General features: G+C 33.6%; 13 protein-coding genes. 10 read left to right on the forward strand and 3 right to left on the reverse strand.

Translation table 11 applies throughout. The features are described 5' to 3' along the window. Positions 1-43 precede the first annotated feature (43 nt). From SCB73_RS02995 to SCB73_RS03020, 6 genes are all read left to right on the forward strand, one after another. Positions 44-514, forward strand: a complete 471-nt coding sequence (locus SCB73_RS02995; protein ID WP_320568676.1) for a hypothetical protein — start codon at positions 44-46, stop codon at positions 512-514. A 302-nt stretch (positions 515-816) separates the two neighbouring features. Then, a complete protein-coding gene (locus SCB73_RS03000) occupies positions 817-1,338 on the forward strand; it encodes an RNA polymerase sigma factor (protein ID WP_320568677.1) in 522 nt (173 codons plus the stop codon). A 47-nt stretch (positions 1,339-1,385) separates the two neighbouring features. Then, positions 1,386-1,595, forward strand: a complete 210-nt coding sequence (locus SCB73_RS03005) for a C1 domain-containing protein (protein ID WP_320568678.1) — start codon at positions 1,386-1,388, stop codon at positions 1,593-1,595. A 9-nt stretch (positions 1,596-1,604) separates the two neighbouring features. Continuing rightward, positions 1,605-2,447: a FecR family protein gene (locus SCB73_RS03010; RefSeq protein WP_320568679.1), complete on the forward strand. Its 843-nt coding sequence runs from the start codon at positions 1,605-1,607 to the stop codon at positions 2,445-2,447. A gap of 103 nt (positions 2,448-2,550) precedes the next feature. Further along, on the forward strand, positions 2,551-5,169 hold the full coding sequence (locus SCB73_RS03015) for a TonB-dependent receptor (RefSeq protein ID WP_320568680.1): 2,619 nt from the start codon (positions 2,551-2,553) through the stop codon (positions 5,167-5,169). Between the two features lie 4 nt (positions 5,170-5,173). Continuing rightward, complete coding sequence (locus SCB73_RS03020) at positions 5,174-6,013, forward strand: DUF4249 domain-containing protein (RefSeq protein WP_320568681.1); 840 nt, start codon at positions 5,174-5,176, stop codon at positions 6,011-6,013. A gap of 288 nt (positions 6,014-6,301) precedes the next feature. Here the strand turns inward: SCB73_RS03020 and SCB73_RS03025 are convergent, their stop codons facing one another. From SCB73_RS03025 to SCB73_RS03035, 3 genes are all read right to left on the reverse strand, one after another. After that, a complete protein-coding gene (locus SCB73_RS03025) occupies positions 6,302-6,886 on the reverse strand; it encodes a 5'-methylthioadenosine/S-adenosylhomocysteine nucleosidase family protein (protein WP_320568682.1) in 585 nt (194 codons plus the stop codon). Between the two features lie 84 nt (positions 6,887-6,970). Then, the gene (locus SCB73_RS03030; protein ID WP_320568683.1) at positions 6,971-7,600 is read right to left on the reverse strand and encodes an MgtC/SapB family protein; all 630 of its coding nucleotides are present in this window, start codon (positions 7,598-7,600) and stop codon (positions 6,971-6,973) included. A 283-nt stretch (positions 7,601-7,883) separates the two neighbouring features. Continuing rightward, a complete protein-coding gene (locus SCB73_RS03035; RefSeq protein ID WP_320568684.1) occupies positions 7,884-9,686 on the reverse strand; it encodes a glycoside hydrolase family 2 protein in 1,803 nt (600 codons plus the stop codon). A gap of 481 nt (positions 9,687-10,167) precedes the next feature. Between SCB73_RS03035 and SCB73_RS03040 the strand changes: the two genes are divergently transcribed. The 4 genes from SCB73_RS03040 (at position 10,168) to SCB73_RS03055 (ending at position 13,527) form a co-directional block, all read left to right on the forward strand. After that, positions 10,168-11,637, forward strand: coding sequence for a glycoside hydrolase family 130 protein (locus SCB73_RS03040; RefSeq protein ID WP_320568685.1), 1,470 nt, complete (start codon positions 10,168-10,170; stop codon positions 11,635-11,637). Between the two features lie 133 nt (positions 11,638-11,770). Continuing rightward, on the forward strand, positions 11,771-12,334 hold the full coding sequence (locus SCB73_RS03045; RefSeq protein ID WP_320568686.1) for a DUF6642 family protein: 564 nt from the start codon (positions 11,771-11,773) through the stop codon (positions 12,332-12,334). Positions 12,335-12,336: 2 nt separating this feature from the next. Continuing rightward, a complete protein-coding gene (locus tag SCB73_RS03050; protein WP_320568687.1) occupies positions 12,337-13,257 on the forward strand; it encodes a helix-turn-helix domain-containing protein in 921 nt (306 codons plus the stop codon). Between the two features lie 69 nt (positions 13,258-13,326). Further along, complete coding sequence (locus SCB73_RS03055; protein ID WP_320568688.1) at positions 13,327-13,527, forward strand: hypothetical protein; 201 nt, start codon at positions 13,327-13,329, stop codon at positions 13,525-13,527. The last annotated feature ends 44 nt before the right edge of the window (positions 13,528-13,571 follow it).

Here is a 13,571-nt window from a genome sequence, read left to right on the forward strand (position 1 = left end):
TTTTTGGAAGCATTAAGTAATAATCATTTAAAAATTAAATATTATGAAATCATTTAAATTTTTAACAGCAGGAATTTTATTCTTCACCGTTTACTTTTCAAATGCACAAGTAAATGTGAATGTAAATATTGGAACGCCACCCGCTTGGGGGCCCGTAGGATATACAGATGTGCGTTATTACTATTTGCCAGATCTTGAAACCTATTATGATATAAATACCGCGAATTACATTTATAGCAATAATGGAAAATGGATCAGAGCAAAATCATTGCCTACCGTTTATAGAAACTATGATCTTTACAATGAATACAAAGTTGTATTGACGGATTACAGAGGAAATTCGCCTTATGACAATTTCAAAACGCATAAAGTAAAATATGCAAAAGGTTATAAAGGAAAACCGCAACAAACCATTGGTCCTAAACCTGGAAAAGGAAACAACAAACAAGGAAAAGATAATGGAAACCATGGACATGGAAATAATGGAAATGGGCATGGAAATGGGAAACATTAAATTTCACTCTTAATTCAATAATTTATTTATAGAATTTCACAAAAACCGCTACTAATTTTAGCGGTTTTTTTATGCTTATTTTTCGCCAAAACCACCAAACTATGAACAAACACAAAACGTCTTTCTTAAAAAAACAATTCCGTTTTGTAACATTTATCCAATAACGACGACAAATCTTCAATTAAATTACGGTTCTTTGCAACTTGTTACATTCTTAATTGAAATTGATCAATTCTTGAATACAATAATATTGACTCCAATGAGTTTTCACTAGGTAAAAGCTAGTCGCGATATTTTTCTTTATGGACAATAAAAAATTTATTTTAAGTTTAAAAAAAGGTAATGAAGAAGCTTTTAAAGAAGTTTACTTCAAATACTACGACAAACTGAAAAATATTGCCAAACGATTCAATTCTTCAGTATTAACTCCAGAAGATTTTGTTCAGGAAACTTTCATAAGACTTTACAATAAAAAGGAATTGCTCAACGAAGATGTTTTGCTAGACAAACAATTGTTTGTCATTTGCAAAAATATCATCATCAATCACATTAATAGAGAAAACAAAATAATGCAACTTGACACTTTTCAAGTTGAAGTCGCACAAGAAGAAATCGATACTTCAGTTTTTGATGAAAGAAGTGAAAAACTGCATAATTTCATCAATCAGCTTCCGGAACAACAACAAAAAATATTTACTTTACACAAACTGGAAAACCTTAGCTATAAGGAAATTGCAGAGCTTACAGATCTTTCTGAAAAGACAATTGCCAATCATATTTATCTCGCCAGTAAATTTATTCGAAAAAAAATCGAAAACCATTAGGAACTTTTTTGTTCTCGTTTGTTATATCTAAAAACAAGGACAAAAAAATGCATATCGAAGCGTATAAAACTAATGTCAGAACCAAGAAAGAAGCCCATTTGCTTGTGGCGCTTTTACAATTTGTCATTTCTGACTGTATCATAAATTTTGATCAAAAAGGTCAGGAAAACATTCTCAAAATCGAAACCAATCGTGACATCAAAGAAATGGTCTACGGTGTTTTTAGCAAACAAGGTTTTCAATGTCAAATCATTTAACATTAAAAAATGGATAAAGAAAAATTTGACGAAGAGTTCAAAAAACTATGGAATGAATCTCCACTTTCTCATTCAGATAATGAAAAGGAAGCTTCGTGGGAACAATTTCATTCCAAAACTTTCGCCACGAAAAAACGAAAAATAAGACCGTGGCGTTATTATTCGGCGGCAGCGGTTTTGCTTTTTGTTCTTATCGGAACTGGAATTTATTTCAACAACAAACCGCAACAGGAAAATGTTGTTCTTGCCGAAAATGTCATTGAGAATACTACTTCTAAAGTAAAATATGTCATTTTACCGGATAATTCAAAGGTCGAATTAAGTCCGAATTCTAAAATTACATACGGCGCCAATTTCGTGTCAAATAGAAAAATCGAAATTGATGGTGAAGTTTATTTCAAAGTCAAAAAAGACAAACAACATCCTTTTCAGGTTTTTTGCAATGAAACGACAACTACAGTTTTAGGAACTTCTTTTACCGTTAATGAAACAGAAGACGAAAAAGTAACTGTTGAACTTTATGAAGGAAGCGTTCAAATGAATGTAAAAGGCCAAGACCAAAAATGGATCTTGAAACCCGGCGAAAAATTCACTTACGGAAATCAAACGGCTTCTGTTGAAGAATTCAACCGATTTATCGATTTTGACAATGAAAAGCTTTCTGCTTTAAGCCAATATATTGAGAAAAATTATGGCTATAAAGTCATTCTTCTATCAGAAAATCTAGATCAGAAAATCACAATCCGAATCAATAAAAAAGAAGATTTAAAAACAATTGTACAATTAATATCAGAAATGTATAACCTAAACTTTGAAATAAATGAAGATTTAAAACAAATTACTTTTCAATAGAAAAGAAAAAAAGGATGCAAGCCGCGAAACTACACATCCTCCTTATATAGTCAGAATAACACGAAGTTATTCCATTCAATAATATTCAAAAATACAAAAATTCATGAAGCATATAATTTCAGCATGCTTTTTTTTACTCAGCTTAAGTATGTCTGCACAAAAGGTAAATGTTACTGTAGATCATAATATGACCTTAAAAGAATTTTTCAAACAAATTGAAAACCAAACCGATTTCAAGTTTGCTTTTACCGATCAAATTGATACCAATAAAAAATATTTTACCAAAAAAAGTACGTATAAGCAAATCGAAATTGGTACGCTCATTTCAGAATTAAACAAAACGGCAACAATCCAATTTTCTGTTGTTGGTAATAATATTTTTGTGAAACAGAAATCTCAACCTCAAAAAGCAACCAAAAAAAAAAGCAAGCTGAAAGGCCAGATTATTGATGATGAAAAACAGCCCGTTATTGGCGCTAATATTTTCATTAAAGAATTGGAAACTGGCACCGTAACGGATTATAATGGAAAATTCAGCATCGAAGTTCCAAATGGCACTTACACTTTTGTGATTAGTTATGTGGGGTTTAAAAATCAGGAAAAACAAATTACGATTTCTGATGATGCGAATATCAATTTCAATATCGAATCAGACAGTCAGCAATTGGGCGAAGTTATTGTAACTGCCAACAAAGCCACTGATATCAAAAATACTCAAATGAGCGTCAACAAGCTTTCGATGCAGGAAATCAAAAGAATTCCGGTTGCAATGGGCGAACCAGATCCTTTAAAATCAATTTTGACTTTGCCCGGAGTTACCAATGCCGGAGAAGCTTCCTCAGGATTTAACGTTCGCGGAGGCGCGGCTGACCAGAATTTGATTCTTTTAGATGGCGCTCCCGTTTATGCCGATTCACACATGTTTGGATTTTTCTCCATTTTTAATGCCGATGCCATTAGTGGTTTAGAATTGTATAAAGGCGGAATTCCTTCAAAATATGGAGGACGTGTTTCTTCTGTTTTGGATGTTACGCAACAAACCGGAGATTTTCAAAACTATAAAGTAAATGGAGGAATTGGATTAATTTCGAGCCGTCTTTTGGTTCAAGGACCAATTCAAAAAGACAAAGGTTCATTTATTGTTTCGGGCCGAACTTCGTATGCACATTTATTTTTGAAATTGGCTGACAACAAAAACTCAGCAATGTTTTATGATTTAAATGCGAAATTCAATTATCGTTTTAATGCTAGTAATAGTTTGGCTTTCTCTGGCTATTTCGGAAATGATGTTTTTGACATCAATGATCGTTTTTCGAGCAAATATGGAAATACAATGGGGATTTTAAGTTGGAAACATAAATTTTCAGATCGTTTAAACACTAATCTTTCTACATTTTACAGTGATTATAAATTCAACTTAGGACTTTCTTCAGAAAATTTTGAATGGGACAGCAATATCAAAAGCTACGGATTGAAGTACAATTGGTTTTATCAGAAATCCGACAAATTCAAAATAAACTACGGAATTGATGGTTTGTACTATAATTTCAATCCGGGAGTTGTACAGCCAACAAGCTCTGATTCGCAGTTTAATTATCAGCAATTGGACAAAAAATATGCTTTAGAAACTTCAGCATTTATCGATTTTGAAAATCAAATTACAGAGAAACTGAATTTCCGTTATGGACTTCGTTACAGTATATTTTATCGTTTAGGTTCAGAAGAAATCAGTACTTATGAAAACGATCAGGCTGTGGTTTTTAATCCGCTTTATAATATTTATCAGGAAGGAACTCCAACTGGTTCTGTATATTATGGAAAAGGAAAAAAGATTAGCAGTTTCAACAATTTTGAGCCTAGAGCAGCTTTGTCTTATGCGTTCAACGAAAATACTTCGGTAAAAGCAAGCTACAACAGAATGGCGCAATACATTCATATTTTGTCGAATACGCAGTCGCCTCTGCCAATGAGTATTTGGACGCCAAGCGGGCCTTTTACCAAACCACAAATGCTGGATCAATATGCGATGGGTTATTTCAAAAATTTCAAAGACGGAGATTATTCTTTTGAGGGAGAATTATTTTATAAAAACGTTCAAAACCGAATTGATTACATTGATGGAGCTGATGTTTTGGCCAACAACAATATTGAACAAGTTATCCTAAACGGAAAAGCCAGATCGTACGGAATGGAGTTATTACTTCGAAAAAACACAGGAAATTTCACCGGATGGATTTCCTACACGCTATCGCGCGCCGAACAAAAAACACCGGGAAGAACTCCAGATGAACCAGGAATTGCAAACGGCGACTGGTATTTATCTGGGTATGACAAAATGCATAATTTGAGCGTTGTTGGTAGTTATGAATTTAGTCCAAAATGGTCTTTTAATGGAAATTTCACCTTGCAGTCAGGTCAACCGGTAACGTATGCAAACGGTTATTATGAATTTGGTGGTATTCACGTTCCTAATTATTCTTTGAGAAACGAGAACAGATTACCGCTTTTTCACCATTTAGATGTTGCCGCAACTTATACGCCAAGACCAGAGAAAAAGAAAGGCTGGCAAAGCTATTGGGTATTCAGCATTTACAATATTTATAATCGAAAAAATGCAGCTTCAATGAATTTTACAACCAATGAAGATACGGGAATGAATGAAACCAGAAGGCTTTCAATCTTCGGAATTGTACCTGGGGTTTCTTATAATTTTAAATTTTAATGCTATGAAAAAATTAAAAAAATACAGCATCATGAATAAAGCATTGGCATTATTGAGTCTTTTTTCGGTTTTGTTTTTCAGTTCGTGCGAAGAAGTCGTAAATCTCGATTTGGAAACTGGCGAAACTAAACTTGTAATTGATGCCGAAATTGTATGGAAAAAAGGAACTTCAGGAAATGAACAAACCATTAAAATCAGCAAAACAGCTCCATATTATAATGGCTCCACGCCAAAAGTCTCAGGTGCACAGGTTAGAGTTGAAAACAGCAATGGCGATGTCTTTACTTTTACCGAATCTGAAGCAGGAATTTACAAATGCACCAATTTTGTTCCTGTAATCAACATGGATTACAAATTGTTTGTTCAGGCCGAAGGACAAAGTTATACAGCTGTCGAAAAACTGACTTCGGCAACTCCAATTGATAAAATAGAACAAAAAATCGTTCCTGATTTTGGCGGAAAAGATGCAATTGAAGTCACATTTTATTATAAAGATCCAGCAGATCAAGTCAATTTTTATTTGACCGATTATCAAAGTGAATTTTTAATTTTTCCGGAATATGAAATCACAAACGATGATTTTTATAACGGAAACGAAATCAGTACAAGATATTCCAATGAAGACATGAAGCCAGGAAATACTTTAAAGATTTTGCATCGCGGTATTTCTAAAAACTTTTTCAATTATATGAAATTGATTTTAGAAGCTTCAAACTCAAATCCTTTTCAGGTTCCTCCAGGAAATATTAGAGGAAACATTGTAAATACAAACAATGTCAATAATTATGCATTAGGTTATTTTAGATTATGCGAAGCTGATCAGGTTTCATATTTAGTAAAATAGATTTTTCCTAAAAACACAAAAGGCTGTTTCAAAAGAATAGCTCCTTTTTTACAAGCTTCAGAGAAGCTAAATATCTATAGTAAAGAATATACGTTTTACAATATAAAGCTCCATCGGAGCGACATACTTTTAGATTATGAAAAAAGATGTCGCTCCGATGGAGCTTTTTTATCTATCTTATTAAAATGCTATAAATATTTTACCCCGCTGGGTTTTTTATCTGCAAAATATTTTTATAAATATTCTGGCAAACCAAAAGAATTGCCCTTTTGAGACCGCACTTTATATTTAAATCAATCCTAAAATTTTGCCATAAGAAATCGCTGCTTTATGAACTTGAACGGTCCAATCTTCGGCGGCATTATCATCAGCTCCATCAGAAATATATTTTAGGCATAAAAATGGAATTTTTTCTTTCATTGCAATCATTGCTAAAGCATAAGCTTCCATATCAACAACATTATAGGCATCAGAAGAATGTTCCATTTCGAAATTATCTCCCGTTCCGCAAATTCCTTCTTTCCTATCATCCATCAGCAAACCATATTCTAAAACTGGAGGCAAACCAGATAATGGCGTTTCATATAATGCAAAACCCAAACCACGAACATCCATGTCTCGTTGTACGAATTTGGTACAGCAAATTACTTCGCCTTTTTGAAAACTGCTGCTTCCCGCAGATCCAAGATTTATGATTATAGAAGGCTTTTTGTTTTGAATTGCTTTCGTCAATTCGTAAGCTGCATTTACTTTTCCAATTCCGGTAAATAAAGTGTTGTTTTCTTTAAAAACTTCTGCTGCTTCAGATTCAAGAGCAAAACAGAATAGTATATCTTCAACGGCAAAAGATTCCGTTTGATTAATTTTTATCATGATTGATTTTGATTTTCAGTTGGCAAAAATACGTTAAAATTCAATGAGAGAATAATTCTTTTTGCTTCCTAAACCAATCTGAAATCACAAAATCAATTCTTCAAAAATTGGATCTTGCATAAGTGCTGCAGATAATAATTCCATTGATTTTTTGGAAGCATGTACCTGCCATTCCAAAGTAACATGATCTTGATTGCAACGCTGAATAATCAATTTTGATTTTATATCATATTGAGAAAAAAGTTCTTTACATTTTTTATGACCGTCTTCGCCACGCTTAAATGTGATACGAAGTATTTTATGTTCATTGCTAATATCAATCTTATCTTGCAAAACGGTAAGCATTGTCAAAATCAGAAGAATCATTAATGCCGCACAAGCCGAAGCAAAATAATAACCTGCTCCTACGCCCATGCTCACCGCCGCAACTGACCAAATTGTCGCAGCAGTTGTAATACCGCTAACATGGCTGTCTGATCTAAAAATTACTCCTGCACAAAGAAAACCTAAACCTGTTACAATGTTCGAAGCAATTCGGTCCGGATTTCCGGCTCCGCCAATCCAAACTGACATGAATGTAAAGAAACAAGCTCCCACAGAAATCATTATTGTAGTCCGAAGACCTGCCGCTTTTCCTCTATATTCTCTTTCAGCTCCAATTAAAGCTCCCCAAAATGCCGCTAAAAGCAATCTAATGACGATTTCTATTTCCATTTAAGTCTTTTATTTTTCAAGTTAAAATTACGGAAAAAACACAAAACCTTCAAAATCAAAAATGATTCTGAAGGTTTTGAACTTTATTTTAAATTGTCATTTAGCGTAAATGTAATCTTTAGTTTTTTCAACACATAGAAACATAGATTTTATTTAATAAATAATAGGGATTGGAAAGAAACTAGTTTCTAACACATAGCCACTATGTTTATTTTAAACAAGTAAAACGCCTTTCTAACCATCCTAAATCTATGTTTCTATGTGTTAGAATAAATAAGTGTTTTTAATTGTCCTTATATTCTTTTTCTTTTTGCGCATACCAATCTTTCATGACATAAAAAGCTTTCTTTTTAATTCCGCCGCTTGAAATCAAACCTTTTCTGTTAAAGAAATCTTGAATATCTGGCAATTGTCTTCTTGGTGATCTAAAATCAACTAAAATCCAAGGTGAAACTCCGGCCAAACCTTCAATTCGATTGAACATTTGCGTATTCTGAATATACAACTCTTCTTGATATTCCTCGTTCCAACGTTCTTTCTTGTCGCCGTGCAAACCTTGCAAAGCCTCGCCTCCAAATTCGCTTATAATTACGGGTTTGTTGTACGGAATTACCCATTGCATGTCCTTGCAAGATTCATTTGTTCCTCGATACCAACCAAGATATTGATTGAAACTCACAATATCAACATATTCGTTCATATTGTCTTGCAATGTATTGATGTTGTTTGGGCTTTTTGTCACTTCCATCGCCATGCTTATTAAGCGGGAATTGTCTTGCGTACGAGCATATTTCGCCAATTTGCTTAAAAAAGCATCTCGGTCGTCACCATGTGGCGTTTCATTTGCAATTGACCAAATTACGATACCACAACGATTTTTATCTCGGTATATCATGTCGTGCAATTGATGCTCTGCATTGGCATAAGTATCTGGATTTGTCCATGAAATAGTCCAATAAACTGGAACTTCTGACCAAATCATTAATCCCATTTTTTCTGCTTCTTTCACCATATTTTCATTGTGCGGATAATGCGCTAAACGAACATAATTGCAACCCAATTCTTTTGCCCAAGTCAGCAAAGTATGAGCATCTTCTGTTGACCAAGCTCTTCCCGATCTAAAAGGCGCTTCTTCGTGAATACTTATGCCTCGCAAAAAGACTTTTTTTCCGTTTAACAGAATTTCTTTTCCTTTTGTTTCAATCGTTCTGAAGCCAATTTGGTCCACTAAATTTTCATCTGCCTTGCTAATTTTTACTTCATATAATTTTGGAATTTCTGGTGTCCACAAAACTGGATTGGCTTTGATTTCAAAATAAGCCATTCCTTTCGCATCAGTCTTGATCTCTTTTTTGATTTTTAATTCTGGAATTGAAACCGAAACCGATTCGTTTGCTGTTTCATTATTTAATTTTATCCAACCCGAAATTTTTTCGTTTTTGTTCAATTGAACCAAATAATCTTCAATATAGGTATTCGGAACTTGCGCTAAATTTACATCTCTTGTAATTCCGCCATAATTCCACCAATCCATATTTACGGTCGGAACATTGTCTTTATGACGTTTGTTATCTGCTTTTACTACTACAAAATTATTTCCGTCAACAAGCAAATTGGTTACATCAAAATTAAAAGGCGTATAACCGCCAATATGAGTTCCTGCCAGTTTTCCGTTTACATATACTTTTGCATCATAATTTACAGCTCCAAAATGAAGAATGCCTTTGGTTTTGGCATCTTTTTTATAATTAAAGTCTTTTTCAAACCAAACTGTTCCTTCATAAAAAAACAATCTTTCATCTTTTGAATTCCAATCTGACGGAATCTGCATGACTGCCGAGGTTGCAAAATTATATTCTGAAAGTTCTGTCGTATTGAATTTTTTGTTTTCGAAAAATCCATTGCTTTTTAAAGGCATCAAACGATAATCATAATATCCGTTTTCGAGCGGATCAACAATATAACGCCATTGTCCGTTTAAGTTAATATTGTTTCTTGCCGAAATATTTGACAAAAGTGGCACTTCCTGCGCTATTGTTTTTCCGATAAACAAAAAAGCAAAGCACAGCATTATAATTTTTCTCATAACTAAAATCATTTATTTTTTTTTTCGAAATTCTTAACCGCTAAAGTTAAATTTTTATCCTAAAAATTAGGGATACAAAAGTTCAGATTTTATTGAAAACACCCCATCAAATACTTATCAGTTAAAGGCTAAAAACCATCTTTTTCTAGGTTTTACAACCGAAATTATTAATTTTAACAAAAAACTGATCATTCTAAAAAATTACTTCTTCCGATAAAGAATCAATTTCACATTTTCTTCATTTTTAGAGTTTGTTTTTTTATCCGTATTTACCTTAAGCATTTATGCCTAAATGCAAAATTTTTAATAATAATGTTTTTTTTCGTTAACAAAATCACTAACTTGTTTATGCTTAAGAATTTGGTATAATAATTTTCTTATTTGCACGCTTTAATTCTATATTTTCTGAAGCAAATTTAAATTCCCCGAAATAAATTTTACTAAAGGCCCTTATTTTATTACAATTAAAAAAAATAAAACTATGCGAGTATCAGTTATCCGAAAAAACATAAAATTTACCCCAGATTCCAGAAGAGTTGTTGCCCGATATTTTATGAATGGCGACGAACGAACCCAGCAGATGGTAGCACGGATAATGATGCTAGATGAAAAACAAGTTTATGACACTTTAGAACAAACCCTTCGTGAATTTGCCAGAAGACACCGAAATATTTCAGCTATATTTTTCAAGCACTGCGAGAAAATAAGACCTCTAATTGAAGCCATGCAAATTGACTATGAAGCACTTTCTATAAATCGAAAAATGCTAATAGGTTCATACTGCACAATGGAATACGCAATTGAATCGGCGGCAATATTCAATCCTTCAATTATCGAAGATTTTGATCAATCTGGGCTTGAAGTGGGAGAAAAACGTGTGATTATTTCATTTAGAGCAACAGGCGAAGGACATATTTCGTCTATTGTCTTTAGAAGAGGAATTCTCGATAAAGACAATAATTTACAAATAATGAAGATTGGCAATCAAATTGACAAAGCCGAAATTGAACATAAAACGTTGTTAAATAAAGAACGATTTCTAACGAAGTTGTCTGAAATGCACACCACAAACAAATACATTGACCAAATTATGCAGGATTTGCCTGATGCGTTTGAATTTGTTGTTTTAAAAAATATGGTTAATACTGCTTTAAGTGATCCTTCCATTCGTCAGGAACGACGAACTGCGCTTGAAGAAATAATTTGGCTCGCCAATTCATTTTATGATGTTCAGTTCAGCCATGATTCGGATATAACTGAACGTGTCATTTTTCCGATTTCCGAATCAGAAAGCCGCGGTATTGAAGATGCACGTTTTGTTCGCTTTACAGATGATGACGGTTCTTCTCGCGTTATGGCAACCTATACCGCATACAACGGACATGCGATCTTACCAAAACTAATTTTGACCGAGGACTTTTATAGTTTTAGAGTATTGCCTTTGCACGGCGATGGCGCTCAGAATAAAAATTTGGCATTGTTTCCTAAAAAAATCAATGGAAAATATGCTATGCTTGCCCGAATTGACGGCGTCAACAATTATATTATGTACTCCGAGCGAGCAACACAATGGAACAATCCCATTCTTTTGCAAGAACCACGTTATAGTTGGGAATTGACGCAAATAGGAAACTGCGGTTCGCCATTATGGACAGAAGAAGGCTGGCTTGTTATCACTCACGGTGTGGGCACAATGCGACGTTATTGCATAGGTGCATCACTTTTTGATCTCGATGACCCTTCAAAAGAAATTGGAAGACTTCAAGAACCGTTGCTTGCGCCACTGGAAGATGAACGCGAAGGTTATGTACCAAACGTAGTATATTCTTGTGGTGCGATTATTCATAATAACAGTTTAATTTTGCCTTATGCCGTTTCTGATTATTCTTCGACTTATGCGACTGTCAATCTAACCGAATTGTTAATTGCTTTGAAAAATAGCAGGTATTAAACTTATCTCAAACTTTAATCAAATCTAAAATCCACGTTAAAATCAGTGTTGAATAGCTGTTTTTCCGCATAAAAAAATACTTTTGTCTAAAACCACATTTCTGCTTTGAAAGCGAAATCAAAAAGACATTTGTATGGATAATGAAAAATTTATTTTCTGCCTTGAAGGCGTTCCTGATGTAGATGATTTTACTACAACCGATGTGGTCAAAAATCTTGAAGAAATTGCAATTAACCAAGGTATTTCCAGCATTCATAAAACCTGCGACACTATTGAAGGTCTTGAGGAAAGTTTAAACACCTTATTGTATGATGATCACAACTTTAAAGATTATGAGATCATTTATTTGGTGATGCCAGGACAAGAAAACAACATTTGCCTTCATGATTATTATTACAGCATTGAGGAAATAGCAGAACTTTTTGAAGGAAAAATGAAAGGAAAGATTATTCATTTTGCCAATAAAAAAAGACTCGACCTTAACGACGAAGAAGCACAATATTTTCTAGACATAACTGGTGCGCGCGCCATTTCGGGTTACGGATCTACTTATAACAAAATTGCAAGTTGCAGTACAATTGACAAGGCATTTTTTAGCTTGTATCAAGAAAATGATGACCTTACTGAAATGGTCGAAGAGTTGTACCAAAAACATTATGCACTCTGTAAATTGCTTGATTTCAGATTATATTATTAGATATGAAATCAAAGCCGATTGAAAAAATAAAAACCTATAGCCCAAAAGGATTTCGAGAGAAGTTTTTAGGAGAAGACAATCCTATTCATTTACTTTTCAAATCGAATTCTGATCATTTTTTCTGTCTTGAAATTGAAGAAATGATGCACATGCAGCACCCCGTTCCTCCTTCTAAACATTCTTGCCATACTTTGATTTTTATTTCATCTGGTCAGCACGTTATGAAATTAGGTTATCAGGAATATACAACCACGAATAATGAAATAATTGTGGTGCCGGCAGGACAAATTTTCTCGCTTGATAATGTCAACAATATACACAATGGCTATGTTTGTCAATTTCATCCAGAAATTATGGTTGGAAAGCATGGTAGCCGCGAACTTCTTAACGATTTTGATTTCTTAAAAATTTCAGGAAATCCAAAAATACTTTTGCCATCAGAAGATGTTCCGTTGATTACCACTATTTTCAAGAGACTGCAAAAAGAGTATTCAGATAATGATAATGCAAATTTAAATATTGTTCAAACGTATTTATTTGCTTTGTTTTATGAAATGAACAAGAATGCCGTTCAGTCGCCTAAGAGTCTTTCGGCTTCAGAAATTATTACAAGCAAATTCAAAGAATTGATTCATGTTCACATCAAAACACATCATCAAGTCAATCATTATGCTTCTTTGCTAAGTGTCACGCCTAATCATTTAAACAAATGTGTGAAAACGGTAACCGGCAAATCGGCAGTAAAATGGATTGACGAGAACATATTATTGGAAGCCAAATATTTGCTCTTTCAAACTACGCTTTCAATCAATGAAATTGCAGCGCAGGTAGGTCATGAAGACCAATCTTATTTCAGTCGTTTTTTCAAAAAACACGAAGGAGTTTCTCCTATTCAATATCGAAAAATGATTGATAAATCCTAATTTTAGATTATAGAATCCTATTTCATCGAAATACATTTTCAGAAATTTGCCCATCAAATACTGCTAATTATGATTTATGTTTTCAAAACTACTGTTGATAGTCAAACAAAATTAGAACAAGCTTCTGCCCTTCTTGACGAACTACTGCCAAAAACTTCATGGAATTTTGACCTCGAAGATTGTGATAATATCCTACGAATTGACAGCGAACACGAAATAACCGATTTAGTTTTAAACAATGGCCTTTTTGAATGTGTTGAATTAGAGTAATTCTTCAAAAATAAAAAAGGGATGCAGTTTAATTGCTGCATCCC

The organism is Flavobacterium sp. KACC 22761, from assembly GCF_034058155.1.
Lineage (GTDB): Bacteria > Bacteroidota > Bacteroidia > Flavobacteriales > Flavobacteriaceae > Flavobacterium.

What these genes read in the sequence shown, in the direction of transcription:
- SCB73_RS02995 (WP_320568676.1), top strand. Translation starts at nt 44, where the DNA reads ATGAAATCATTTAAATTTTTAACAGCAGGAATTTTATTCTTCACCGTT.
- SCB73_RS03000 (WP_320568677.1), top strand. Translation starts at nt 817, where the DNA reads ATGGACAATAAAAAATTTATTTTAAGTTTAAAAAAAGGTAATGAAGAA.
- SCB73_RS03005 (WP_320568678.1), top strand. Translation starts at nt 1,386, where the DNA reads ATGCATATCGAAGCGTATAAAACTAATGTCAGAACCAAGAAAGAAGCC.
- SCB73_RS03010 (WP_320568679.1), top strand. Translation starts at nt 1,605, where the DNA reads ATGGATAAAGAAAAATTTGACGAAGAGTTCAAAAAACTATGGAATGAA.
- SCB73_RS03015 (WP_320568680.1), top strand. Translation starts at nt 2,551, where the DNA reads ATGAAGCATATAATTTCAGCATGCTTTTTTTTACTCAGCTTAAGTATG.
- SCB73_RS03020 (WP_320568681.1), top strand. Translation starts at nt 5,174, where the DNA reads ATGAAAAAATTAAAAAAATACAGCATCATGAATAAAGCATTGGCATTA.
- SCB73_RS03025 (WP_320568682.1), bottom strand. Translation starts at nt 6,886, where the DNA reads ATGATAAAAATTAATCAAACGGAATCTTTTGCCGTTGAAGATATACTA.
- SCB73_RS03030 (WP_320568683.1), bottom strand. Translation starts at nt 7,600, where the DNA reads ATGGAAATAGAAATCGTCATTAGATTGCTTTTAGCGGCATTTTGGGGA.
- SCB73_RS03035 (WP_320568684.1), bottom strand. Translation starts at nt 9,686, where the DNA reads ATGAGAAAAATTATAATGCTGTGCTTTGCTTTTTTGTTTATCGGAAAA.
- SCB73_RS03040 (WP_320568685.1), top strand. Translation starts at nt 10,168, where the DNA reads ATGCGAGTATCAGTTATCCGAAAAAACATAAAATTTACCCCAGATTCC.
- SCB73_RS03045 (WP_320568686.1), top strand. Translation starts at nt 11,771, where the DNA reads ATGGATAATGAAAAATTTATTTTCTGCCTTGAAGGCGTTCCTGATGTA.
- SCB73_RS03050 (WP_320568687.1), top strand. Translation starts at nt 12,337, where the DNA reads ATGAAATCAAAGCCGATTGAAAAAATAAAAACCTATAGCCCAAAAGGA.
- SCB73_RS03055 (WP_320568688.1), top strand. Translation starts at nt 13,327, where the DNA reads ATGATTTATGTTTTCAAAACTACTGTTGATAGTCAAACAAAATTAGAA.